Raw genomic sequence first — 23,301 nt, 5'->3', positions numbered from 1 at the left:
TAATATTCAATCAAAAGACTAAATCCCCGAGGGAGGATTATGATGACCATGGTAAGAAACGCCTTTATTGCCGGCGCCAGTCGCGCGGCTATAGTGATCGGTGTGCTGGGCTTTGGCCTGCAGGGCGCTGCCCTGGCGGCGGACCAGGCGGACGAGGCCGCGCCGCAGGCGGCTGAGCAATCGTCCGACCAGAGTGACATCGTCGTGACGGCGCGCCGCCGCGGCGAAAATCTGGCGAAGGTTCCCGCCGTCGTGGCCGCCTTCTCGGGCGAACAGTTGGCGCAACGCGGCATTCAGCAGCAGAGCGACCTACAATCGGCGGTTCCCGGCCTCGTCGTTCGTCAGACCCAATCCAACAACAATCTCAACTATGTTATCCGCGGCCAGTCGGTCGACGCCTTCTCCGGTTCCGCAACCGCCATCGTGCCCTATGTCAACGAAGTGCAGTTCGCGCCCGGCGGCTCGTCCTCCTTCTTCGACCTTGAATCGGTCCAGGTGCTGAAAGGGCCACAGGGCACCTTGTTCGGCCGTAACGCCACCGGCGGCGCCGTGCTGGTCACGACCGCCAAGCCGGTGAACGCGCTGGCAGGCAGCGTGAAGATCGCCGCCGGCAATTTCGATTATGTCAACGCCAGCGCCATGGTGAACCTCCCGCTGATCGACGACCGGATCATCCTGCGCGCGGCATTCGACAGCACCACGCGAGAGGGATTTCAGCGCAACCTCTTCAACGGCCAGCGCCCAGGGTCGATCGAACGGCAGGTGGGACGTATATCGCTGCTGATCCGGCCGACCGAGACGATCACCAACACCAGCGTCGTGCAGGTCGAAAGCGCGAACGGCAACAACAGCAGCTCCGTCGTCTATTCGGTCTATCAATGCGGTCAGGTCGATCCGACGGGCCGGCCGCTAACCTGCTCCGCTGGTTCGCTGTTCGGTCCGCAGCTTGACGCCGCGATCGGCTTTCCCGGCGCATGGGACATTTATCTTGCCGCGCACCCCGGCGCCAATCCCGACGGCATCTTCGCCGCGCTCGCGGCGCAGCAGAATGGCCGCTTCTGGGATGTCTCGGAAAATAATCTGACCAAGCATCGCGGCCGCAACGCCTTCCTCACCAACACTACGGAGATCGACCTGGGCGAATCGACCCAGCTCAAGAATATCTTCGGCCTGTCGCGCAGCCATAATAGTGATCTGGCGGGCCAGATCGGTGTGCCCTACCTGATCCTCTCGACCTATAATGCGCTTGTTGGTCCGCCCAAGCTCGGCGACAATTCCAACGACGAGCTGGTCCGCACCATTTCGGAGGAATTACAGCTACAGGGCAAGCTGCTGGACGATCGCCTGACCTATGTCGTTGGCGGCTATGCCGCGCGCACCCGCAGCCGTCTCTTCTATCCCGCCACATATACCGACCTATCGCCAGTCTTTCCATTGATCCCCGATGTGTCGACTTCGTTGTCGGACTTTAAGCAGGAAGACACGCAGCAGGCGGTCTATGGTCAGCTGACATATGATCTGGGCGGCGTCGGCATTCCGGGTCTTACCGCCAATGCCGGCTATCGCTATACGTGGGAAAAGATCACCAGCGACCAGCTCGCGCGCAGCCGCTTCTTCGGTCAGCCCCAGCTGGAGGTTAAATTTGACAAGCCCAGCTGGCTGCTTGGACTGGATTATCAAGCGACGCCCACGCTGCTGCTCTACGCGCAAACGCGCGGTAGCTGGCGCGCCGGTGGCATCAACGGCATTGCGCCGCCGATCGACGCCCTGCCTGACGCCGGCGGCAGCCTCTATCTTCCCGAAACCACCGAAGACATCGAAATCGGCGCCAAATTCAACGGTGTCGTCGCTGGCCAGCGCGGGCATCTCTACCTCGCCACCTATCGCCAGAATGTGAAGAACATCCAACGCACCCAGCTTATCAACGTCCCCGTGGGCGGTGGCGTTACCCAGCCGACGCTCTTCACCGTCAATGTGCCCAAGGCCCGGATTCAGGGCTTCGAATTTGATGCCGGAATTGACCTGGCCGACTGGCTGACGATTGGTGCGACCGGCGCCTATACTGACGCCAAATATCGTGACAATCAGCTGGAGGCATTTGGCGAACTATATTTCTTCGGCCCTTATGGCGATGCGCCCAAATGGAGCGGCACGCTCAATGCGCAGGTCCGCCTGCCCATCGCCAAGGATCGGGGCCAATTGTCCCTGCGGGCGGATGTCTATGGCCAGACAAGCTTCTATTTCGCCAATACCGCCAACACCCGCACGCCGGGCACCCGGTTGCCGGGCTACCGCCTCGTCAATCTGCGCGCCGACTGGTCCGATTTCATGGGTGGCGAGGGGCTGACCGCCAGCCTGTTCGTCCGCAACGTCTTCAACAAGGGCTATTATACCGGCGGCTTCGCGCTGGGCGATCTGCTGGGCGTCAACTCCGCCAATGTTGGCGAACCCCGCATGGGCGGAGCGGAACTCAGATATAGTTTCTAGGAGGAAGTGGAAGGGGGCCTGAAAGCCCCCCTCCATATCATTCCGCGTCGGGCTGCCTTTCCGGGCTGGCCGCCGCGAAGGCAGGAAGCCCGAGACAGGCGCGTTCAATGTCCAGCAGCCGCGGCCAGCGCAGATCAGCGTCAAAGCGGCGCGCGTTCACCAATTGCGGCACCAGGCAAAGATCGGCCAGGGTGACCTGTTCGCCAAAGCAATAAGGGCCATCCTGATCGGCGATCATGGCGGCACAGGCGTCGAACCCGTCCTCGATGACCGTGGCCGCCCATGTGTTGACCGCCGCGTCATCCAGGCCTTGTTGGCGCAAGCGGTCGAGAATTTTCAGATTCTGGATCGGATGAACGTCGCACGCAATGACCTGGGCAAAGGCGCGAACCTTGGCCCGCGCAATCGGATCGGCGGGCAGCAGCGCCGGCTCGGGATTGCGCTCGTCCAGATAGTCGCAAATCGCCAGGCTTTGGGTCAGCACAGCGCCGTCTATCTCCAGCGCGGGCACTAGTCCCTGCGGATTGAGCGCCATGAACGCGGGCGCCCGCTGTTCGCCCTTGCGCAGGTGATGCGACGTCTGGCTGTAGGCGATGCCCTTGAGATTGAGCGCGATGCGGACACGGTAGGAGGCTGTCGAGCGGAAATAGCCGTGCAGAATCACCTCATTCACGGGCTGGCGCACCGACTTTAACGGTGAGGTCGGTCAGGCCGGCGATCGAGACGTTGATCTCGTCACCCTCCACCACCGCACCGACGCCGGCGGGCGTGCCGGTGTAGATAAGGTCGCCCGGCTCCAGCCGATAGAAGCGCGATACATAGGCGATGACTTCAGGCACATCCCAGATCAGTTCGGACAGGTCCGCATCCTGCTTCACCTCGCCATTGACGGTCAGCCGGATCGAACCGGATTCGGGATGACCAACGGCACTGGCCGGGTGCAACAGACCAAGCGGCGAGGACTGCTCCACATTCTTGCCCGTATCCCAGGGACGGCCTTTGTCGCGCGCTTCGAATTGCAGGTCGCGCCGGGTCATATCGAGCCCGGTGGCATAGCCCCAGACATGCGCCTTTGCCGCGTCTTCGCTGATGTTGCGACCACCCTTACCGATCGCGACAACCAGTTCGGCCTCAAAATGGAAATTGCCGGTCTCGGGCGGATAGGCGATGGTGGTGCCGCTCGGCACCACCGTTTCGGCCCATTTGGTGAAGAAGAAGGGCGCTTCGCGATCCGGGTCCTTGCCCATTTCGCGCGCATGAGCGGCATAGTTGCGGCCGATGCAGAAGACGCGGCGGACCGGGAAGCGGTTGCCGTCACTGGTTTCGGCCAGCACGGGCGGGAGCGCGTCAAACAGCTGATTCATGCATTCATTTCCTTGAACAGACCGAGTTTTTCCTGAGCCGCCTTGTCGGAATAGCCAAACAGGACGAGAGTGTCGTCCGCGATCAGCCGTAACTCCTGCCAGGACGGCACGACGAAGATGTCACGATGGTTGAGGGCGATTTCCTGATCGCCGATCAGCGCGGTGCCCGTCCCTTCGATGACTACGAACACCGTGCCATCGGTTGACCGGCGCGGCTTGGTCTCAAAGCCAGCGGGAAGCAGGCGGACATGGGCGGCAATGGTTGGCATGATCGGGCCCCCATCCGCGGGATTGAGGAACTCCAGCGCATGTCCGATATGCGGGTCGATCTGGGCATGCATGGCCATCTGCCCCAGGGCGGCGCGCCATTCTGCATAGGGATAGTGAAACAGGGGCTGATGCGCCGGGCGGCGGTCAGCAGCCGATCCGCGCATCGGACGCATATTATGGCCATAAAGCGCGCGGGTCGTGCCCGGCGCGACGGCTTCCGATTGCGCCTTTTCGCTATGTCCTTCGGAAAAGCTGGCATCGAAATGGCGAACCGTGGGGATGTCGAGTCCGTCCAGCCAGATCATTGGCGTGTCGGTGGGATTGCCATGATCATGCCATTGCCAGCCCGGCGTCAGCACCAAATCAAAAGGACGCATGACCGCTTTTTCGCCATCGATCGCGGTAAAGGCGCCTTCGCCCTCCATGACGAAGCGCAACGCGCATTGGGTATGACGATGCGCCGGCGCGATCTCGCCGGGCAGAATGAGCTGCAGGCCAGCATAGAGGCTGGGTACGATCGCCGACTGACCTTTAAGCCCTGGATTCTCCAGGATGAGCACGCGGCGCTCGGCCTTCTCCGCGCTGATCAGGTCGCCCGCACGCATGAGATAATCGCGCACGGCGTCGTACGACCAACAATGGATATGAGCCGGAGAGGCAGGGCTGCGCCGCACCAGTTCCGCAAGCAACTCCCAAAGTGGCGTCAGATGGGCCGACTCCATTTCGGCGTACAGCGCCTCGAGCTGGGTTTGCTGGTCGTTCGCAAGGCTCATGTCAGTTCCTCTCCGGAGCGGATGCTCCATGCCGGCGTGGCTGATTAGACATGAACGCCAGGCTTCCGCAATAGAATGGCAGCGCCAGCCGCGCCTTATCGGGGGGCCGATAATCGTCGGGATGGCGTTCCTGTCAGGGTCGTGACAGATAGCCCATGTCAGGCAGTGAACGGGTGACGAACCCCGGCATCGACTCCCGCGCTTCCCAATAGCTTGGTCGGTAATCACGATGTGCAAGGCGCCACTTGCCGTCCTCGCCTTTCGTCGCGCGATCATAGCATATGCCGATCAGATAGATGGCGCTGCTCGTGACTTGCAAAATGTGCCGGATGCGCGCCGACCTGTCGCCGTCGAGCGTGACCACGACGCCCGACGGGGTCTGGAAGAGCCAGGGATAGCGATTATAGGTGCTCACCAGGCCCAATATGCCTGCGCGCCTCTCAGTCCGGACGCCAATGGGCTTTTGCGTCGTCGTCATCTGGTCGGATACTGCCAGATCGCTCTCCGCGACCTGCATTTCAAAGATGCAGTCCTCGGTCCACAAATCCGCGTAGCTGTCCCAATCGCGATGGTTGAGCGCGTCGACATAATGACCGATCAGTTCATGCACCCGGAACCGTTCCAGCGTCGCGGCCTGCTCGTCCATTTTTCTCTCCTCTTGCCTGTCGATGGCAGCGATGCATCGCCCCGCCGGAGAGATGCCCACTGGTTGCCGCCATCTCTTATGTTTGCTTGTCGTGACACGCTACCATTTATATCGTTCGTTGATCGCGCGTCTTTTTCGCTATTGCGCGCCAGGGAGAGGATATGACGCAGCCTGCAAAGACATTCGATTTCATCATCGTTGGCAGCGGCGGCGGTTCAATGTGCGCTGCGCTCGTGGTCAGGGCACAGGGCAAGAGCGTCTTGCTGCTGGAGAAGACCGACCTGGTGGGTGGCACGACAGCACGGTCGGGCGGGGTGCTGTGGATTCCCAATAACCCTTTGATGAAGAAGGACGGCGTCCCCGACAGCGTCGAGCAGGCGATGACCTATCTCGACAGCGTAGTGGAAGAACAGGAAATCACCGCTGGCACCAGCCGCGAAAAGCGCCTCGCCTATGTGGTGGAAGGCGGGCGGATGATCGACTTTCTGGTCAAACAGGGGATCAAGCTGCACCGCTTCCCCTATTGGCCGGACTATTACTCCAACTATCCTGGCGGCACGGATACCGGCCGTGCGATCATTGCCGACCTGTTCGACGCCAATGAACTGGGCGAACACAAGGCCAAGTTGCGACCCAATTATGTGCCGATGCCCGGCAAGCTTGAAGAGCTGATGAACGTGCCGCTCTCGGGTGTGTCGCTGAAGGGCAAGCTGTCGATGATGAAGGTCGGTATGCGCATGATGACGCAAAAGATCACCGGCAAGGATCATGTGACAAATGGGGCGGCGCTGCAGGGCCAGATGTTCAAGGCGGCGATTGACGCGGGCGTGGACATCCGCACCAACGCTGCCGTTTCGCGCCTCGTTACCGATGCAGAGGGCGCCGTAACCGGCGTCGTCGCCACGATCGACGGGGTGGAGCAAAGCTTCGGCGCGCGGTCGGGCGTGCTGGTCAATGCGGGCGGCTTCGCGCGGAACCAGGCGATGCGCGACAAATATCAGCCGGGCAAGCGCGCGGAATGGTCGAATACGATCGAGGGCGACACCGGCGAAATGATCGAGGAGATGATGCGGATCGGCGCCGCCACGGCGCAGATGGACGAGTTCGCCGGCAACCAGATGGCTGTCCCCCCCGATCCGCCGGAAATCCTGCCGATGGTGATGGGTGAACTGGCCAAGCCGCACTCGATCGTCGTCGATCAGAAAGGGCTGCGCTACCTGCGTGAGGTCCAGTCCTATATGTCCTTCTGCAAGGAAGTCTATGAGCGGGACAAGGTTTCGCCCGCGGTTCCGAGCTGGCATGTGCTCGACAGCCGCTTCATCGACAAATATATGCTGATCGGCACCTTGGCCAAGTCCAAGAAACCGCAACAATGGTTCGATAGCGGCTTTGTGGTCAAGGCCGATACGATCGAGGAACTGGCGATCAAATGCGGTATGGACCCGACTACGCTGAAGACCACGATCGAGCGCTTCAACGGCTTTGCCCGTGCCGGCAAGGATGAGGATTTCCACCGCGGCGCCTCTGCCTATGACCGTTATTTTGGCGATCCGAAAAACAGCCCGTCGCCCAATCTTGGTACGCTGGAGAAGGCGCCTTTTTACGCCTACAAGGTTTATCCGGGCGACATCGGTACATGGGGCGGGGCGGTGACCGACATCCACGCCCGCGTGCTTCGCGAAGATGGCAGCCCAATTCCCGGACTCTATGCCACCGGCGTCTCCACAGCGTCGGTGATGGGTCGCACATATCCTGGGCCTGGGGCCAGCGTCGGACCATCCTTCGTGTTTGGCTTCATTGCCGCAAAGCACGCCATGGGCGCCGACAATATCGTGGGTGCGCAGCTCGAGGGAACAGACTGAGCGCTCTTCCTGGCCTATCCGGAAGCGAGAGCGGCGGCGGCGGCGGCTCTCTTTCCGTCACGGCTCACTTACGCCGTGAACCCATAAATGGGGAGCGCCACCATGTGCTATCTTACGAAAGACGCGGCGAAGAGAAGCATGGCAACGGCTCCCAAGATGCTTCTGATATTGTGAAGTTTGCCCCATTGGATGAGCATCCGGCGACTTTCCAAGTCGGCGTGATGTGAATCCATGGCCATAAGGCGCTTGTTGACGGGCAGGATGACCAGAAGCGTGAATGGCCAGTTCGCAAGCAGAGCCACGCTCCCTGCCACCCAGCGCCAATCTTTCGTGAAATAAGCGGCCAGCAGCCCGGCTACTCCGCCAATCACAGCCAGGCCGGACTGGATGGGTAGTGCGCGCTTGTAGCTCGGCTGCCATTGTTGGAGCAGCGGGCCATCGTCTAGGCCCAGCCGGGCGGGATGCTCGACCAAGCTGATGTAGATCGCCGCGCCAGTGAAAAGCGTTGCGCTGAGCAAAGCGACAAGTGAAATTATCATAACCGTTCCTCGTCTTGTTCGAGGAGGCGCCAACCCATATGACCGCGCCCCCGGGTTTCGGGTGACGCCGCGGCTGGGAAGAACCCCGCTTGGGGGCGCAGGGACTACCGACCTGCTGCTCTATTTTCGGCTGGCCAACTATCGCCGCTCACGCGTGATGAATCAAGAGCTTAAGCGCTTGCGCCGCGTCGCAGCCCGTTACAACAAACGCGCCTCAATGCGCTTGTGGCTCCGAATCCGTGACGCGGCTGGCTAACTGCGCGTCAATGGCGGCGATCTCGGACCGCAGCCACATCGTCTCGCTGAGATTTTCGCTTCCGGCTTTTGCCTGCAATCGCTCGATAACCGCCTTTTTGACGGACAGCGCGTCCCGATCGCCCGGTTCCGCACCCAGCGCGATGTCCAGCAGATGCAGCGCTTCAAGCGGCTGATCCGCGTCGAGGCGCGCCTGCGCCCGCTGGTTGATTGCGGCGACGCCCCCGGCCAGTTGAAGCAGATCGCTGTCCACGGCTGATCGGGGAACGCCGTAAAGCGACGTGGTCGAATCGAAATGGAACCAGCCCGAATGCTCCTCCCAGATGGAGCGGACCAGCCATGACAGCTTGCCATGATGTTCGCCCAGCGCGAGTTCGTCTGGCAGAACAATCTCGCGCATCAACTCATGGACTGTCTTGCCCGCGTTCATGCCGGCGATCGTGGCATCCTTCACATAGGAGACGGCGTCATACATAAGCGTCAGATCGGAGCGGATTCGGTCGGCGCCGCGAATAGGCGCGCCATGGCCGGTAATCAGCAGCTCGGCCCCAAGATCGCGAACGATGCCGAGCGAATGAAGATAGCGGGTCACCAGACGAGGGCGGTCGCCGCGCATGGTGACGAGGTTCGGCACCGCCTTGAAGATGGGACCGAAGAGATTGCCGGTGAAGGCCACGCGCTCATGGGGCATCCAGACCGTCAGCCCGCACAGCGTCTCGCCGCCGGGCGTTGAAATCAGCTCGAACCGGCGACCGCCCAGTTCCAGGCTATGACAGCGGTCAACCGTGAGATCTGGCACAATTCGCGGCGGCACCGGGGGAGCAGCGCCGCCGGGCCGGTTGAACGACCAGAGCTTACCCGAACGTTTGGACAAATAGGGGTGGAGATCGCTAAAATATTGCCAGCTGTCGGAGAAGCGCCGTTCGGCAACGACCAACGTATCGCGTTCCTTCAGCACCGGGGTTCCGCCATAATGATCGGGGTGCGCCTGCGTCAGGACAATATAGCGCAGCGGTCCGCTCCTTATCTTCTCCAGCATGGCCCGATTCTTCTCGGCGCTCGCCATGAAACCGGCGTTGACCAGAAGATCGCCATCATCCGTGGTCACGAGATAGGCGTTGGAAATATCCTTCACCATATAGATGAAGTCGTTGATCGGCTCCGCCTGGGTCTGTTGCTCGCCGGCGCGGATCAGGTCCGCCAGGGCCGGGATGTCCGGCGCCGAACTGGTCATGCCACGGGGTCCGGCATTTCGATCATCACCTTGGCCGATCGGGATGTCGCCGCGACTCTCAGCGCCTCGATCGCATCGCTCAGCGCGAAACGGTGGCTGATGAGCGTGGCGGCTTTGTCCGCCAAGCGGGGCAGGGCGGCGAGCACTTCGGGCATTTCGTCGGGATAGCCGACCGCCGACGTAATCGTCATCTCGGAAGTAAGCAGGCGGCCCAGATCAAGTTCGACCGGTCTGCTATAGGCAGCGGTGCAGACATATCGCGCGTGCATCTTCCCCATCGCGATAACGTCGCCCAGAATATTGGGCGCGCCGGCCGCATCGATATAGGCATCGGTGCCAACGGCATCCCGGTTAAGCGTCCGGCCGGGGCCATGTAGTTCCAGCAGGCGTGCGCGAACATCGTCCCGCGCCGGATTGATCACACCGCTAACGCCCAGCGCCAGTGCGCGCTCCAGCCGTTCGTCGGCAAGGTCCAGCGCGACGACATCGGTCACGCCTCGATCGATCAGCCACAGGATCATGCCCAGCCCAATGGGTCCGCAGCCGAAGACAGCTACCTTCTCGCCCGCCTTCGCTTCGGCCCGATTGACGCCATGGAGCGATACCGCGAGCGGCTCGGTCAACGCTGCAACATCAAAAGGCAGGTCGTCGGGAATGGGTAGCAGACTGTCACCCACCTTGGCGGCGCGCACGAGCAGTTGCTCGGTGAAGGCGCCTTCCGGTCCGCCGGTGCCGATCAGGCTGGGTGTGCGCATCGGGTTGATGACGAAACGCTGTCCGATCGCGACACCTTCGACGTCATCGCCAACTGCCATAACCTCCCCCGCCGCTTCATGACCCAGCGGCGTCACGCCGCCTTCGGCTCGGTGGATGCCACCATGCTTGATATAGGTCAGATCGCTGCCGCAGATGCCACATGCCTTGACCTTGATGACCACATCGCCCGGGCCTGGCGCGGCGGCGCGCGCAGGGTCGAGCCGGACATCGTCAACGCCGTGGATATTGAGAATCTGCATCCTGACCTCCCAAATGGATCAACGAAAAGCGGGCCGGATCACGCTGCCGCCATCAACGACGATCGTGTCGCCCGTGTGGAATGACGAGGCGTCGCTCACCAAATAGGCGCCGATGCCTTCGAAATCGGCCGGATCGCCGATACGAGGGATGGGGGTCACTGATCGGAACTTGTCGAACATCGGATGGTCATCGGGCATGCCCTGATGCATCTCCGTCCTGATGAGTCCGGGCGCGACCGTGTTGGCGCGGATGCGATATTGTCCCAGTTCCGCCGCCAGGCCGCGGATGACGGCGCCCATGCCGCCTTTCGACGCGGTGTAGTTATAAATGCCGCCCACGCCCAGGAACATGGACAGGCTGCCGCAAAAGACCAGTGAACCGCCGGGATCACCTGCTTCGGCCCGGGCAACCATATGGCGCGCCGCTTCCTGGAGGGTGAAGAAGGCGCCGTGCAAGCTGGTGTCGAGCAGATCATGCCATTCATCTGCCTCCAGCGTCAGCAGCGATCGACTTTTCGACGGTCGCCCCGCGTTGGCGAACACGGCGTCGAGCCGGCCATGTTCTGCCAGCAGTTCGCCATAGCCGTCCTTGATCGCATCTTGCGAACTGACATCAACGACCTGCGTCGTCACCTTGCCGCCGAAGGCTTCCAGTTCCTCCCTGGCTGCCGCCAGCTTGTCGGCATTGCGCGCCCAGAGCACGACCGTGCCGCCCTGCTTCGCGACCCCACGCGCAAAGCCCAGGCCAATACCGGTGCTGCCGCCCGTTATCATCGCGACCTTGTCGGTCAGATCGAACAAACCCTTCGTCATTGTTCCGCTCCCGATGTTCTTGAAAATGCATCGCCGCGCACCTGCGCCCAGGGAGCGCCCATGACGGCCCATCGGTCATGCGTAGCCCAGACATATTCGATATGATGGCCGACCAGGTCACGCCGATCGAGGTAAAGAAATTTAAGCGCCTCGTTCCCGCCCTCCAGGACGACGTTCAGCGACCGGCGATCCACCTCCTTGCGGAATGAGTCCCAGTCATCGACACGGATCGCGATATGATGAAAGCGCAAGGCATTGTCCTGCGGTAAAAGGTCCGCGTAGATCTCGACCGGACCTTTGATGGGCTGGATCAATTCATATTGGACCTCGTCCACCCAGATAAGAGCCAGCTTGAGCACCGCTGTCCCCGATCCTGTCGGCGTGACGGCGGGGAAACTGGTTTCCCGAATGTGGATGTCGCGCGCGCGGATTTCCGGGGCCAGCCTGACCGCCGCCTTCTCGATGTCGCGCGTGACATAGGCGATCTGATAATGATGGCCGTCCAGCATTGAGGCTCCTCCGTTCAGCCTTCGGCTTCGACATGATAGCGTGACAGATAGCGCTCGAAGCGGGGGCGCAGCGCCTCCGGCGTCAGGCCGAACTCGGCGAGGCGATATTCATGCTTGCCGAATTTCTGTTGTGGATTATCGGCCAGCCAGGCGCGCATCGCGGCTTCTGCTTCGGCTGTGAAGGGATCGCCAAGCGCGGCATAAAGGCTGCGCATCGTGGCCACCGGATCGCGCATCAGGTCGGCATAATGAACATCGATGATGCGCTTCTCGCCAATCCGGTCGCGAGTATTCATGATGCGCTCGGCATGTTCGACCGCCTGCCAGGAACAATTTTCGCCGATCCACTGATAATCGGGCTGCACGCCAGCGCTGCGCGGACCCAATGTGATGATGCTGCAGAACGAGCCGGTTGCGGTGAGCGGATCGCGATGCGCCCAGACAAACCGCGCGTCGGGATAGACGTCCAATATCGTGTCGAGCCACAGCGCGTGCGATGGCATTTTAAGGTTCCACACCCCCGGCGCATCGGCTTGCAGCAATTGCAGGAATTTCCGGTGATAGATGTAGCTCGAATGTAGATCCGCCTCGTTGAAGAGCCAGTCGCGATAAGTTTTCAGTTTGCCCCGCGATTCCCACATCAACGCCTTGAAGTCATGGCCGATGAAGAACATGCACTCATTGGGGTAAATGGCGGAACTCCGATAATATTTTCCATGTTCAGGATGGGCGGCAAGTCGGGCGCGCTCTTCCTCCAACCGGACGAGGGCGCGCGGATCAGTTTTCAGCGTAGCGCTGCTCGCCGGCGGCACCGGATCGTCGATTTCCCACGCCAGCGGCGATCGACGAGCCGGGTCGGTCGCCAGCAAATTGCTCAGCAGGGTCGTGCCCGTGCGCGGAATGCCGAAGACAAAAACGGGTCGTTCGACCGGCCGAGCCAGCAAGTCCGGCCGCTTGGCAAGATAGTCCGTCACCTTGAGCCGGTCGCCGAGTAGCTTCGCCATTGAAGCGGTCATGCGATCGACCCCTTCCTGGCTGCGCTCCGTACCGTTCATGTCGGCAACCAGTATTTCCAGGCCCTCCATGAAACTGTCGCTGTCAAACTGGTCCAACCCGGTGGACTGATGCGCTCTTTCGATGATCTGCTCGACATTGAGGGACGACGCCATCGCGATCCTGCTCCTGCTTTCCAGCGCTGACCGCCGGAATTTCGTTGGCGCCGATACTGGTCGGCGCATGGGAGCGTCGCAAGCGAAAGGACTGTCGCGATCCGGCCAAAATGTCGCGGGCGGGACTCATCCGACCGCCGCGTTAATGGGCGGCGGACTGATCGCGACAGAAGGAAGGAGAATAGCCGGTTTCGCGCCGGAAGGCCTGGGCGAAGCTGGACGCAGAGGCAAAGCCCATGGCAAAGGCGACGCTTTTGACGGGTGTGCCCGCGGCGAGCATCCGCATCGCCTGATCGCGGCGCACCCGTGCGATATGCTGCCCGATCGAGACGCCGCGGCTTTCACGAAAACCGCGCGTCAACTGTCGTACCGACACGCCGCACAGCAGCGCAAGATCGGTAAGGCTCGGCGCCTTGCCCCCTTCCCGCAAACGATCGTCGATCCGTCGCAGGCGGACCGGTGACAGGCCGCCGCATGCGGGACGCTCCTTGAGCACATGATAATGGCGTGCCAGTTCCAGCGCGATCTGACTGGCGATCAACTCGGCCATCGTGTCGCTGGCAATGCCCGGCATCCGCGCCTCTTCGGACAAGCGCAGCAACAGCGCACGGATATGCGCATTGCCGACATGCAGGGCTTCCTGCAACCGGTCGTCGGTCCATTCAAAGTCGATGTCGAGCCAGCGCTGCATTTCTTGTGCGCGCAGATGGCATAGGATGGATCTTTGCGTCCCCGCCGCACTGCGCGTGCGGATGCGGCGGCCCGGCGGCACCAGCAATATGTCCCCAATCGGCGCATAATATCGTCTGCCACTGCCCTCGAAAAAGGCGCAGGCATTTGCGGGGCGAGGGGTGAGGCACAGATCAAGCCAGAAGCTGTCATGTTCGTGCATCACGGTGCATTGAGGTTCGGGAAGATCGAACCGGGCCAGTTGCACGGTTGCGATCGGCAGCTGGAGTTCTGCCTCTATGGTGAAACCAGCACTATGGCGTGGATGACTCACCCTCGCTTCTCCCTCCCGCGCGGATATATGTCCGTTCTGTTCGCCTGAGCATAGGCCAAACGCGTGGCGTGGCAAGCTGGCCGGTGCGCCCGCCCGACCCCACCCCGGCCTGTCAATCGAGGCAGGGCGTCAGCTCGGGTTCCGCCTTCGCCCACATCGCCCGATAGGCCGAACGCGCGCCCAGACGGGCAAGATAAGCACGCAGATGCGGATAGGGCGCCAGATCGCGCGGCGCGAACATTCGCATGGTGGTAAGCGGAAATCCCATCATGATGTCGGCGGCGGAAAATACATTTCCGGCGAACCATTCCGTCTCACTCAGGCGCTGCTCGACCATCGCGAAAGCGGCGTCGGCCTTGCCAGCCAGTCCCGTGGCATTGAACCGCTTCCATACCAGGTCCATGACGATGGCCGGCATCATCGAACCATTGGCATAATGATACCAGAAGAGAAAAGCCGCAAAGCCGGGGTCGCCGGGGCCTGGCAACAGCCAGTCACCGCCATGGCGCCGACATAGATAATCGACGATCGCACCGCTTTCCGCGAGAACTATATCGCCATCGATGACGACCGGCGCCGTGCCGGCGGGATGCAACGCCTTATAGTCTGACGGCGCGGCACGGGTCGCAGGGTCGCGCTCGTGCCGCACCAGCATATAGGGCAGGGCAAGTTCCTCGCACAGCCAGACAATCCGTTCCGACTGGGATTTTTCCAGATGATGCACCGTGAGCATGGCCGGCTACTCCGTTACGCAGCTGGCACCCGTGCGGCCACCTTGGCGCCGCCGAACATCCGTTCCCACGCGCCGCCCGCCCAGATGTCGGCCGGAAATTCGAGCGGGATGCGGCTGACCTCATCAAGACGGCGGATATGCTCGTCGGACAATTCGACTGCCAACGCGCCCAGATTATCCTCCAGCTGCACCAGCGTGCGCGCACCCAACACCGGCGCGGTCACGGCCGGATTGAGCAATGTCCAGGCGAGCGCAACCTGTGCCGGTGTCACCCCGATCTCCTGCGCGATGTCGCGCGCTTCGTCGGCGATGGTCAGATTGCGTTCGCTCAGGCGCCCGGTCATCTTGTTGATGTCCTTGCGCGTGCTGTTGGCGCCAAATTCGGTCGGCTTTTCGTCCAGGTCGGCCTTGCTATATTTGCCGGACAGCACACCGCCAGCCAGCGGCGACCAGGGTAGCACACCTATGCCCATCTCCCGCGCCATCGGCATATATTCGCGCTCCACCGTCCGCTGGGTCAGGTTGTACGGGATCTGCAATCCGATGAACGGCGTCCAGCCACGCAGATCGGCAATCGCCTGCATACGCGACACCTGCCAGGCAGGCGTGTCGGAAAGCGCGCCATAGAGAATCTTTCCCGCGCGGACGAGATCGTCGAACGCGCGCAGAATTTCTTCCACCGGCGTGCGGAAATCCCACATGTGCAGGAACATCAGGTCGATATAGTCGATGCCCATGCGCTTGAGGCTCGACTCGACCGACTGGACCATATTCTTGCGATGATTGCCCGCGCCATTGGGATCGCCCGCCCGCATCGACAGCGAATATTTGGTGGACAGCACAAGCTGCTCGCGCCGGTCCGCGATCATGGGCTTCAGCCAATCTTCGGAGTCGCCATAATAGTTGGCGGTATCGATGAAATTGCCGCCACGCTCGATGAACAGATCGACCATGGATTTCGCCTCGGCCTGTTCGGTGCCCCAGCCCGGCGTGGTGCCGAAGGTCATGGTGCCTAGGCATAGCGGCGATACCCTGAGGCCAGACCGGCCCAGCAGGCGATAATCATCAAGCTGCATCGACATGGCGGCATCTCCTCCTCGAAACATTGGGCCGTTCAGGCCTGTGCGGGTTCTTCCGCCCGCGCCAGCACGCGATCAAGTCGCGCACCGAAATCCAGCGTCTTCCACAATGTCAGGAACATGGTGAGCATGTTGAGCTGATTGCGGGGAAATTCCTCATCGGCGATACGGGGATCGAAACGATCCTTGACCTCCCCAAGGTCGGGGACCAGTCGCGTGATCAGCGCCGGTGCGTCCAGCAACCAGGTCAGCCCGGATGACGCAATATAGAGCGCAAAATGATCGGTCAGCGTCTCGATATCGACCGTGCCACCACCATGTCGCGTCAATTCGGCAGCGAAAAGCTGAAACAGCCGATCGATATGAGCGACCAGAAAATCCGGTTCGGCCGCCATCAGGCAGCCGGCCAGCGCAACCGCCATGTTCATCTGGCCGACATTGCCCCAGTCCATGAGGCCGCAGTGGATCCGGCCTTCCGGATCGCGCCAGAACCAGCCATTGTCGATATTGGCGTTCCAGTGGCAGAGCGCGATCGGCGCCCCGTCTCCGTGAAGGATCGCCGCCAATGCGTCGGCATGGTGGGAAATGCGCGCGCCTTCCTCCGCCAGGCGTTCGAGAAAATCCGGCGCGATCACGGCCGGTGGCAGCAACCCCGGATGGCGCGCTGCAAACTCGGCCAGGCGCGACACGCGATTGCGGATCTGTTGTGGCGCATAGGGTTTGCGGTCGCTGACCGAAAGGTTGCTTTTCTCCGGCGCAAAATGATCCATCACATCTGCCGGAAAGCCACCCGCTCGATGGCGAGCGGCAAGGCGGGCAAGCGCGCTCACCAACGCCTCATAATGGCCGAGCAGGTCCGGCACCTCATAATCGCGGCATTTGGGATAATGCGGCTCGTTGCCATCCGCGCCAAAGGCGATCCGCTCCGCGATCAAAATCCCGGTGCCCGTCTCCAGATGATAGTCGGCGAACAGGCAACGCGGGACGGCAACGGGGAAATCGGGGATGCGGGAAAGGAGGGCGAAGCGCACTTCCGATTCCATCTGCACCTTGCCCCGGTCGCGGATCGGGTCATCAAAGTCGCGGGAGAATTTGACGAACAGTTCTTCAGGAAGGCCTGGCTCCGCTCGATCATAACGGACCGACAAGGCCAGCTTGGCACCCGTGGAACCGCCGGCCCATAGGTCGCAGCACGTGATGTCCGTCACATGATTGTCGGCTGACAGGGCGCCGGCGGCGCGAAAGGCGCGTGTCAGATATGCAGGTCCGCCCTCCCGCAACGCGGCGGCGTGCGCGGGCAGATCATGGCCCAGAATGTCGCCGCAAACCCAGTCAATCTCGGCCGCCATATTTGCTCCTTCTGCCTGTCCCATGACCCATGCGGCGTACAGAACCAACCACCCGATTGGATTGGCCGCAAGGCATCGCCCCGGCGAACCTTATGCCATCGATATTGCGTGCCTGCTCGCGAACGCCAATGCAGAACCCGCATCGCGTAAATGGCGCGAGAGGAGGCAGAATATGAGTGTCGTGACTTGCGAAAAGCTCGATGGCGGCGTCACGCTCATCACCCTCAACCGACCCGCCGCGGCCAACGCCATGTCGCGCGCCATGCGCGCCGAACTGGCGCTTGCCCTGGCCGACGCCGATGGGGATGAACATGTCGGCGCGATCATTGTCACCGGTGCCGGCGACCGGGCGTTTAGCGCCGGCCTCGACCTGCGCGAACTAGGCAGTGACGACAATGCGCTGGCGGAGGTGGCGACCGACGATCCCCGGCTCAATCCAGCTGCGGCGGTGGACGATTGCGTCACGCCAGTGATCGGAGCGATAAACGGCGTGTGCGTCACTGGCGCGCTGGAGGTTGCGCTGGCCTGTGACATGTTGATCGCCGCTAATACGGCGCGCTTTGCCGATACCCATGCCAAGGTAGGACTGCTGCCGGTCTGGGGTCTTTCACAACGGCTTGCGCGCGTCGTTGGCCCCGGACGCGCGCGGGAACTCTCGCTGTCCGGCCGCTTCATCGACGCGACCACTGCGGAACGCTGGGGCCTCATCAATCATGTCGTTGCGGGAGACGCGTTGATCGACTTTGCCGTCGCCCTGGGTCGCGACATCGCCGCCAATGGTCGTGCCGCCATCGTGCCGAACAAGGGGCTGATGAAGTCGGGGTTCGCCTTGGCTCTTGGCGATGCACTGACGCATGAGCGGTCGGTCGGGGCGGCCTATAATGTCCATGTGACGCCAGCGATGTTGGAAGCGCGGCGCAAGGCGTTGACCGGCAAATAACTATCTGCGGCAGGAGCGCTGGCATGGCCGTGACAAGCGAGATCAAGTCCTTCCGCATCGATGTGCCACAAACCGTGCTGGAGGATCTGGCGCGTCGGCTGGAAATGACGCGCTGGCCGCGCGATTTTGCCAATGACGATTGGCGCTATGGCGCAAATGTGGATTATCTTCGTGTCTTGGTCGATCACTGGCGCAACGCCTATGACTGGCGGGCGCGTGAAGCGATGATGAACCGCTTCCCGCATTTTCGCACCCTGATCGACGCTAAGCCGATCCATTTCCTTCATGTGCGGGGCAAGGGACCAGCCCCGATGCCTCTCATCCTGAGCCATGGCTGGCCCTGGAGCTTCTGGGACTTTCGCAGGATGATCGGCCCGCTCACCGATCCGGCGTCCCATGGCGGCGATCCGGCAGACGCATTCGACGTCGTAATTCCTTCCTTGCCAGGCTATGGTTTTTCGACGCCTTTGGAGCAGCCGGGCATTAACTGGGAGCGCACGGCCGATCTGTGGACCCTATTGATGGCCCGGCTCGGCTATGAGCGTTTCGCGGCGCAGGGTGGGGACTGGGGTTCGTTCATCGCGGCGCAGCTGGGCCATAAATATGCCGATCGGGTGATTGGCGTCCATGTGCACACGCCCTCACCGCTTGACTACATGGCGGGCGGCAAGTTTGACCGGGACGATTTTTCGCCCGAAGAATTGCCGCTGCGCCGGAAAATGGCCGCCTTCGGGGCGGAGGAAACCGGCTATATGGCGCTACAACGGACCAAGCCCCAGACGCCAGCGATTGCCTTGAACGACTCGCCTGCCGGGCTGCTCGCCTGGATAGTGGAAAAGCGCCGGACCTGGAGCGACTGTGGCGGCGACATTGAACGTCGATTCACGCGGGACGAACTGATCGATACCGCCATGCTATACTGGGTGACAGAAAGTTTCTCGACCTCAGCGCGCTATTATTATGAGGCGGCGCACCACCCATGGCAGCCCGCCCACGACCGGATGCCGGTGGTGGAGGCACCCGTCGCCGTGGCCGTGATGCCCGGCGAGATCGTTCATGCTCCGCGACGCTGGGCGGAACGCTACTATAATCTGCAACGCTGGACGGTGATACCGCGCGGCGGTCATTTCGCTGCGGCGGAAGAACCGGAATTGCTGGTCGCTGACCTGCGCAGCTTCTTCGCCACCTTGCGTTGACCGGTCAGGTGACAGCCAGCGCGGGACGCAACAGAGTGGCAACCTTACATAACGCCTGACCGGCTTGACGCAGATGCGCCTCGCTCCAACGGCTCGTGGCGCCACCTATGCTAAGCGCCCATTGCTGACCCGACTGGCCTTCAACGAACAGGGGCGTTGCAACGGCGCTATATTGTCCATCCACCATGCCCGTCAGGATCACATAGCCGTCACGCGCATATTGCGCCTGGGCTCGCTCGATTCGCTCACGATGCCTTGGCCAGACCGGGTCGGTGGCCGCTAATGTCGCCATCAGATCCTGCCGAGCGGCCTCGTCCATCGCGACGATGACCGCCAGGCCCGATGGAATGGCGATCAATGGCGCACGCCAACCGATCGGCTGATTGGGCGTGATCCACTCGCCATGCACTTGTTCGACTGAAATAATGTCCGTGCCCGAACGGACGCTGAGCATGGAATTGCCCTTCGTCTGATCGGTCAATTGCTGGAGATAGGGGCGGACCAGTTCCGATGGCCCCAATCCCTGCACGGCTGCATAGCCCAGCGTCACCGCAGGGGCGCCCACGCGCAGACTGGCGCCCGAAGTGCCCCGCACCAGATATCCGCATTCAAGCAGGGTGGAACAGAGCCGCCACGTGGTCGGCTGCGAAAGGCCGGTCAGCCGGGCAATCTCGGTCACGGTCAGTTCGAGTCTCGGCCGATCGAAGCAGCGCAGCACGGCGAGGCCCCGCGCCAGTGCGGTGACGAAATGGCGGTTGCCAGTCTCTGCAACAGCATCCTCGATTTTTGACATGCGCACCCCTTACTGCTATATAATTCATTATACAAATAATCTATTCGCTCTGCAAATAAATAGGAGGCTGCGTTGGAAGATATCTCTCTCAAGTCCCGCTATGAGGACGTGATCGACCCGATCCTCTGGCCGCGCGATCGCGCCGTCGTCGACGACGGCTGGCGGCCGCCTGCGGGCACCCGCATCATATCGGTCGATGACCATGGGATGGAAGAAGAGCATCTCTGGGAGAAACGGCTGACCGGGGCCGACAAGGAGCGCGCGCCCAAGCTGTGGCAGAGCGAGGACCAGCGCTTCCATCTCGAAGTTGACGGTCAAAGCTATGACATTCCCGGCCTCGATTCCGCTCTGGCCGAAGGACGGCCGGGCATGTGGGATCGCGACCAGCGCCTTGCGGACATGGACGCGGAAGGGATCGACGCATCGCTGATCTTCCACGCTCGCGCCATGTCGCTGGTGCGCATGAAGGACAAGGACTTCTTCACCCGCTGCATCGACGTCTATAATGAGTGGCTGGCCGAATATTGCGCGGTTGCGCCCGACCGTTTGATCGGTGTTGGCATCCTCCCGACGATATACAATCCCGATGCTTCGCGCGAGTATATCCGCAAGATGAAGGATCTTGGCATCAAGGCGCTACAGATTCCATCGGCACCCAAGAATGTCGGCTATAACGCCAAGGAAATGGAGCCGATGTGGGCGGCCATCGCCGAAAGCGGCATTCCCGTCATGTTCCATGTCGGCGCCTATCTCGAATATTCCGGCTTTGGCGCGACAGGCGCCAATCTCACCAAAAATCTCGGCCCCTATCGCCCGCTTTGGTCGCTGCTGGCATTTTCAGGCATTTTGGAGCGCCATCCGGGCCTTAACGTCGTGTTCTGCGAAGGTGGCATCGGCTGGGTGCCCTGGACTCTTCAGGACGCGGATCGCGTTTACCGGTCCTACGGCACCGAGCTGAAGCCCAAGCTCAAGGAACTGCCGAGCTATTATTTCAAGCGCCAATGCTATGTCGCCTTCATGCATGATGATGTCGGGTTGAAGCAGGCCAAGGACTATGACCTGACCGACAATATCCTGTGGTCCTGCGACTATCCGCATGGTGAAAGCATCTTCGGCGAATCCCGTTCGGAAATCCGCAAGATCTTTGAAATGTTCGGCGATGAAGAGGCCAAGAAGATCGTCGGCGGCACGGCTGCGCGTCTCTGGAACCTCTGAACGAACCTGTGTGAAGAAGATGGCGCCGCGGACCCTTGCGGCGCCATCTCCCGCTTCTTCCGGCTCGCATCATGCGGACGGACCAGCGCTTTGGCGTCGCAAAGGACCATCATGATGCTCGACCAAGCCACCAATCTGATCGATTCGGCGACATTCCGCCGCGTCCTGGGTCACTATCCGACGGGCGTTTGCGTTGTAACTGCGCGTAGCGACGGGGGCGAGCAGTTCGGGATGGTGGTGGGCTCCTTCACCTCAGCCAGTCTCGACCCGCCGCTTGTCGCCTTCCTGCCCGACAAGAACAGCCGCAGCTGGAAACAACTTGAAGGCGTGGGCCGCTTTTGCGTCAACATCCTGGCCGACGATCAGATCGACCTGTGCCGCGCCTTTTCCGCAAAGGAAGGGGACAAGTTCGCGGGCATTTCCCACCGCATATCCGACAATGGATCGCCGGTACTCGACGGCGTGCTGGCGTGGATAGATTGCAACCTGCATGCAGTCCATGATGCGGGCGACCATTGGTTCGTCCTGGGCCATGTCCAGGCGCTGGAAGTCGATCGGCCCGGCGAACCATTGCTCTTCCTGCGGGGTGGCTATGGCAGCTTCAGCGCGCCGCAGGCAACTTGCTGAGCCGCGCCGTCGAGAGGTTTCAGACCGGATCGGCGTCGGGTGACGCAGGTGGCTTGCCCAGGCTGAAGAGCAGCAGCCCTGACAAGAGGGCGCAGGGGACCGAAGCCCACATGATCGGCATGTAAGATCCCATCTTGTCATAGATAAAGCTGGCGATCAGTGGCGAAAGGCCGTTGCTGAACACCAGCAGGCCCATGATCATGCCGTAAAGCGCGCCGAAATTGCGCATCCCGAAATATTGCGCGGTCAGATAAGCGCAGGCATCCAGTTCGGTGCCGACCGCCAGGCCCAGGACCATGAACGCTGCGCCAGCCGTGACCGGAGAGGTTGGGCCGCTGAGCAGCAACAGGCCGCTGACGGCCGGCAGCATCACAGCCACCGCCGTCACCTTGCTGGCATTGAGCCGGTCGAGCAGATAGCCGCCAACAAGCCGCCCGATGATCGCGCCGATGCCGATCACGCCGGCCAGCGCCGCCGCCGATGCCTGGGTAAAGCCATTCGAGGACAGGATGGGCACGGAATTGACGATGACTCCGCTCACCGGAAAACCGAACAACAGCATCGCCAGCGCCAGTTTGACATATCGCGTCTGGAAATAGAGGCTTCGCCCACCCTGCGCGCGTTTTGCACCGCCGGACTTGCCGAACATGGCCTTGACACTGCCCGCTTGTCCAAGCGGATGGAAGGCGAACAGGACCAGCGGAACAGTAATGACTGCCGCAAGCGCTCCTATGGCGATATAGGCCTGCCGCCAACCCAGCGCGCCGATGAACGCTTCGGTCAGCGCAGGTATGAAGGCGCCGCCTGCACCCGTCCCGCACAATGCGAGGGCGAGCGCCAATCCACGATTTTTGACGAAGCGGCTGTTGAGGCCGGCTGCCCAGACCATCGGCCCGCAAAGAATGGAGGCGAGCGAAACCACAAACCACAGCACCCACCAGGACGCTGGCGATGCAGTCGCCGTCGACAGCAAGGCGACCGAACAGCAAAAGACCGGCACGCCGATCAGGCCGACCCGCCGCGGACCGATCCGGTCGACGAGGCTGCCGATCATCGGCGTGACGAACAAACCGGTAAGGGCGAGAATCAGCGGCCCGGAGAAAATCTGCGTCCGGCTCCAGCCGAATTCGCGCTCAAGCGGCGCGACCATCACTCCCAAAGTGTAGACGTGCACGGTGCACAACATCATGCCCGCCGTGGCCACGAGCAGCATCGGCCAATGCTGACGCCATTCGCTGCCGCGCTGTGGCGCATCCAATTCCGCCAGCGTCTCCGCCGTCATCGCCAGGTCATGATTCACGCGTGGTCTCTCCCGTAACGTCCGTCCATGCGTGGCAACCTTCGGTATCATTCTCTGCTGGACAGCGAACAACAGACCATGACGACGCGCGCCCCACAAGCGCGGGCCATTTTGACCGCATAATAACGC

At 61.7% G+C, this 23,301-nt stretch carries 22 protein-coding genes; 6 read left to right on the top strand and 16 right to left on the bottom strand.

Translation table 11 applies throughout. The features are described 5' to 3' along the window. Nucleotides 1–42 precede the first annotated feature (42 nt). Entirely contained in the window at nucleotides 43–2,487 is a 2,445-nt protein-coding gene (locus C100_RS33340; RefSeq protein WP_152536441.1) for a TonB-dependent receptor, read from the top strand. Nucleotides 2,488–2,524: 37 nt separating this feature from the next. On the opposite strand, the gene maiA is transcribed toward C100_RS33340, so the two are convergent. From maiA to C100_RS33320, 4 genes are read right to left on the bottom strand one after another with little or no spacing between them, the layout of a single operon-like run. Continuing rightward, nucleotides 2,525–3,151 (bottom strand): maleylacetoacetate isomerase, encoded by a 627-nt coding sequence (gene maiA, locus C100_RS33335; RefSeq protein WP_031309156.1) that lies wholly within the window; start codon nucleotides 3,149–3,151, stop codon nucleotides 2,525–2,527. A gap of 1 nt (nucleotide 3,152) precedes the next feature. Beyond that, entirely contained in the window at nucleotides 3,153–3,851 is a 699-nt protein-coding gene (locus tag C100_RS33330; protein WP_024019372.1) for a fumarylacetoacetate hydrolase family protein, read from the bottom strand. Further along, the gene (gene gtdA / locus C100_RS33325) at nucleotides 3,848–5,122 is read right to left on the bottom strand and encodes a gentisate 1,2-dioxygenase (protein WP_235219047.1); all 1,275 of its coding nucleotides are present in this window, start codon (nucleotides 5,120–5,122) and stop codon (nucleotides 3,848–3,850) included. Before gtdA ends, C100_RS33330 begins: the two co-directional genes overlap by 4 nt. Next, the gene (locus tag C100_RS33320; RefSeq protein WP_024019370.1) at nucleotides 5,028–5,540 is read right to left on the bottom strand and encodes a nuclear transport factor 2 family protein; all 513 of its coding nucleotides are present in this window, start codon (nucleotides 5,538–5,540) and stop codon (nucleotides 5,028–5,030) included. Before C100_RS33320 ends, gtdA begins: the two co-directional genes overlap by 95 nt. A 161-nt stretch (nucleotides 5,541–5,701) precedes the next feature. On the opposite strand from C100_RS33320, the gene C100_RS33315 reads away from it, so the two are divergent. After that, the gene (locus C100_RS33315; protein ID WP_024019369.1) at nucleotides 5,702–7,402 is read left to right on the top strand and encodes an FAD-binding protein; all 1,701 of its coding nucleotides are present in this window, start codon (nucleotides 5,702–5,704) and stop codon (nucleotides 7,400–7,402) included. A gap of 107 nt (nucleotides 7,403–7,509) precedes the next feature. On the opposite strand, the gene C100_RS33310 is transcribed toward C100_RS33315, so the two are convergent. The 10 genes from C100_RS33310 to C100_RS33265 form a co-directional block, all read right to left on the bottom strand. Next, nucleotides 7,510–7,941 carry a DUF1772 domain-containing protein gene (locus C100_RS33310; protein WP_024019368.1) on the bottom strand — a complete coding sequence of 144 codons (432 nt, stop codon included), beginning with the start codon at nucleotides 7,939–7,941 and terminating at the stop codon, nucleotides 7,510–7,512. Between the two features lie 214 nt (nucleotides 7,942–8,155). After that, nucleotides 8,156–9,430, bottom strand: coding sequence for an MBL fold metallo-hydrolase (locus C100_RS33305; protein WP_024019367.1), 1,275 nt, complete (start codon nucleotides 9,428–9,430; stop codon nucleotides 8,156–8,158). Further along, complete coding sequence (locus tag C100_RS33300; protein WP_024019366.1) at nucleotides 9,427–10,446, bottom strand: zinc-dependent alcohol dehydrogenase; 1,020 nt, start codon at nucleotides 10,444–10,446, stop codon at nucleotides 9,427–9,429. Before C100_RS33300 ends, C100_RS33305 begins: the two co-directional genes overlap by 4 nt. Nucleotides 10,447–10,464: 18 nt before the next feature. After that, nucleotides 10,465–11,259 (bottom strand): SDR family NAD(P)-dependent oxidoreductase, encoded by a 795-nt coding sequence (locus C100_RS33295; protein ID WP_024019365.1) that lies wholly within the window; start codon nucleotides 11,257–11,259, stop codon nucleotides 10,465–10,467. Next, entirely contained in the window at nucleotides 11,256–11,768 is a 513-nt protein-coding gene (locus C100_RS33290; RefSeq protein ID WP_024019364.1) for a VOC family protein, read from the bottom strand. Before C100_RS33290 ends, C100_RS33295 begins: the two co-directional genes overlap by 4 nt. A 14-nt stretch (nucleotides 11,769–11,782) precedes the next feature. Next, complete coding sequence (locus C100_RS33285) at nucleotides 11,783–12,937, bottom strand: sulfotransferase family protein (RefSeq protein ID WP_024019363.1); 1,155 nt, start codon at nucleotides 12,935–12,937, stop codon at nucleotides 11,783–11,785. A 142-nt stretch (nucleotides 12,938–13,079) separates the two neighbouring features. Then, a complete protein-coding gene (locus tag C100_RS33280; RefSeq protein WP_024019362.1) occupies nucleotides 13,080–13,940 on the bottom strand; it encodes a helix-turn-helix transcriptional regulator in 861 nt (286 codons plus the stop codon). A gap of 112 nt (nucleotides 13,941–14,052) precedes the next feature. Continuing rightward, nucleotides 14,053–14,673: a glutathione S-transferase family protein gene (locus C100_RS33275; RefSeq protein WP_024019361.1), complete on the bottom strand. Its 621-nt coding sequence runs from the start codon at nucleotides 14,671–14,673 to the stop codon at nucleotides 14,053–14,055. Nucleotides 14,674–14,687: 14 nt separating this feature from the next. Beyond that, nucleotides 14,688–15,755: an aldo/keto reductase gene (locus C100_RS33270; protein WP_024019360.1), complete on the bottom strand. Its 1,068-nt coding sequence runs from the start codon at nucleotides 15,753–15,755 to the stop codon at nucleotides 14,688–14,690. A 32-nt stretch (nucleotides 15,756–15,787) separates the two neighbouring features. After that, entirely contained in the window at nucleotides 15,788–17,101 is a 1,314-nt protein-coding gene (locus tag C100_RS33265; RefSeq protein WP_024019359.1) for a hypothetical protein, read from the bottom strand. A gap of 172 nt (nucleotides 17,102–17,273) precedes the next feature. On the opposite strand from C100_RS33265, the gene C100_RS33260 reads away from it, so the two are divergent. Both C100_RS33260 and C100_RS33255 read left to right on the top strand, forming a co-directional pair. Then, nucleotides 17,274–18,041: an enoyl-CoA hydratase gene (locus C100_RS33260; protein ID WP_024019358.1), complete on the top strand. Its 768-nt coding sequence runs from the start codon at nucleotides 17,274–17,276 to the stop codon at nucleotides 18,039–18,041. A 23-nt stretch (nucleotides 18,042–18,064) separates the two neighbouring features. Further along, nucleotides 18,065–19,237, top strand: a complete 1,173-nt coding sequence (locus C100_RS33255; protein ID WP_024019357.1) for an epoxide hydrolase family protein — start codon at nucleotides 18,065–18,067, stop codon at nucleotides 19,235–19,237. A gap of 4 nt (nucleotides 19,238–19,241) precedes the next feature. Here C100_RS33255 and C100_RS47465 read toward each other — a convergent pair whose 3' ends face one another. After that, the gene (locus C100_RS47465) at nucleotides 19,242–20,030 is read right to left on the bottom strand and encodes an IclR family transcriptional regulator (protein ID WP_024019356.1); all 789 of its coding nucleotides are present in this window, start codon (nucleotides 20,028–20,030) and stop codon (nucleotides 19,242–19,244) included. A gap of 72 nt (nucleotides 20,031–20,102) precedes the next feature. Here C100_RS47465 and C100_RS33250 point away from each other — a divergent pair, with 72 nt between their 5' ends. Together C100_RS33250 and C100_RS33245 are read left to right on the top strand one after the other, a co-directional pair. Then, nucleotides 20,103–21,245, top strand: coding sequence for an amidohydrolase family protein (locus C100_RS33250; RefSeq protein WP_024019355.1), 1,143 nt, complete (start codon nucleotides 20,103–20,105; stop codon nucleotides 21,243–21,245). A 111-nt stretch (nucleotides 21,246–21,356) separates the two neighbouring features. Continuing rightward, on the top strand, nucleotides 21,357–21,872 hold the full coding sequence (locus tag C100_RS33245) for a flavin reductase family protein (RefSeq protein WP_024019354.1): 516 nt from the start codon (nucleotides 21,357–21,359) through the stop codon (nucleotides 21,870–21,872). Between the two features lie 19 nt (nucleotides 21,873–21,891). Here C100_RS33245 and C100_RS33240 read toward each other — a convergent pair whose 3' ends face one another. After that, nucleotides 21,892–23,172, bottom strand: coding sequence for an MFS transporter (locus tag C100_RS33240; protein ID WP_024019353.1), 1,281 nt, complete (start codon nucleotides 23,170–23,172; stop codon nucleotides 21,892–21,894). Nucleotides 23,173–23,301 lie beyond the last annotated feature (129 nt).

The organism is Sphingobium sp. C100 (genome assembly GCF_000508185.1).
In the GTDB taxonomy this organism is placed as follows: domain Bacteria; phylum Pseudomonadota; class Alphaproteobacteria; order Sphingomonadales; family Sphingomonadaceae; genus Sphingobium.
Note: the sequence above shows the minus strand (reverse complement) of the source record. Positions and strands in the feature narration are given on the sequence as shown.

Coding starts and splice junctions, on each gene's coding strand:
- C100_RS33245 (WP_024019354.1), top strand. CDS start 21,357: ATGATGCTCGACCAAGCCACCAATCTGATCGATTCGGCGACATTCCGC.
- C100_RS33285 (WP_024019363.1), bottom strand. CDS start 12,937: ATGGCGTCGTCCCTCAATGTCGAGCAGATCATCGAAAGAGCGCATCAG.
- C100_RS33275 (WP_024019361.1), bottom strand. CDS start 14,673: ATGCTCACGGTGCATCATCTGGAAAAATCCCAGTCGGAACGGATTGTC.
- C100_RS33300 (WP_024019366.1), bottom strand. CDS start 10,446: ATGCAGATTCTCAATATCCACGGCGTTGACGATGTCCGGCTCGACCCT.
- C100_RS33270 (WP_024019360.1), bottom strand. CDS start 15,755: ATGTCGATGCAGCTTGATGATTATCGCCTGCTGGGCCGGTCTGGCCTC.
- C100_RS33295 (WP_024019365.1), bottom strand. CDS start 11,259: ATGACGAAGGGTTTGTTCGATCTGACCGACAAGGTCGCGATGATAACG.
- C100_RS33315 (WP_024019369.1), top strand. CDS start 5,702: ATGACGCAGCCTGCAAAGACATTCGATTTCATCATCGTTGGCAGCGGC.
- C100_RS33265 (WP_024019359.1), bottom strand. CDS start 17,101: ATGGCGGCCGAGATTGACTGGGTTTGCGGCGACATTCTGGGCCATGAT.
- C100_RS33290 (WP_024019364.1), bottom strand. CDS start 11,768: ATGCTGGACGGCCATCATTATCAGATCGCCTATGTCACGCGCGACATC.
- C100_RS33310 (WP_024019368.1), bottom strand. CDS start 7,941: ATGATAATTTCACTTGTCGCTTTGCTCAGCGCAACGCTTTTCACTGGC.
- C100_RS47465 (WP_024019356.1), bottom strand. CDS start 20,030: ATGTCAAAAATCGAGGATGCTGTTGCAGAGACTGGCAACCGCCATTTC.
- C100_RS33330 (WP_024019372.1), bottom strand. CDS start 3,851: ATGAATCAGCTGTTTGACGCGCTCCCGCCCGTGCTGGCCGAAACCAGT.
- C100_RS33255 (WP_024019357.1), top strand. CDS start 18,065: ATGGCCGTGACAAGCGAGATCAAGTCCTTCCGCATCGATGTGCCACAA.
- C100_RS33260 (WP_024019358.1), top strand. CDS start 17,274: ATGAGTGTCGTGACTTGCGAAAAGCTCGATGGCGGCGTCACGCTCATC.
- C100_RS33320 (WP_024019370.1), bottom strand. CDS start 5,540: ATGGACGAGCAGGCCGCGACGCTGGAACGGTTCCGGGTGCATGAACTG.
- C100_RS33305 (WP_024019367.1), bottom strand. CDS start 9,430: ATGACCAGTTCGGCGCCGGACATCCCGGCCCTGGCGGACCTGATCCGC.
- C100_RS33340 (WP_152536441.1), top strand. CDS start 43: ATGACCATGGTAAGAAACGCCTTTATTGCCGGCGCCAGTCGCGCGGCT.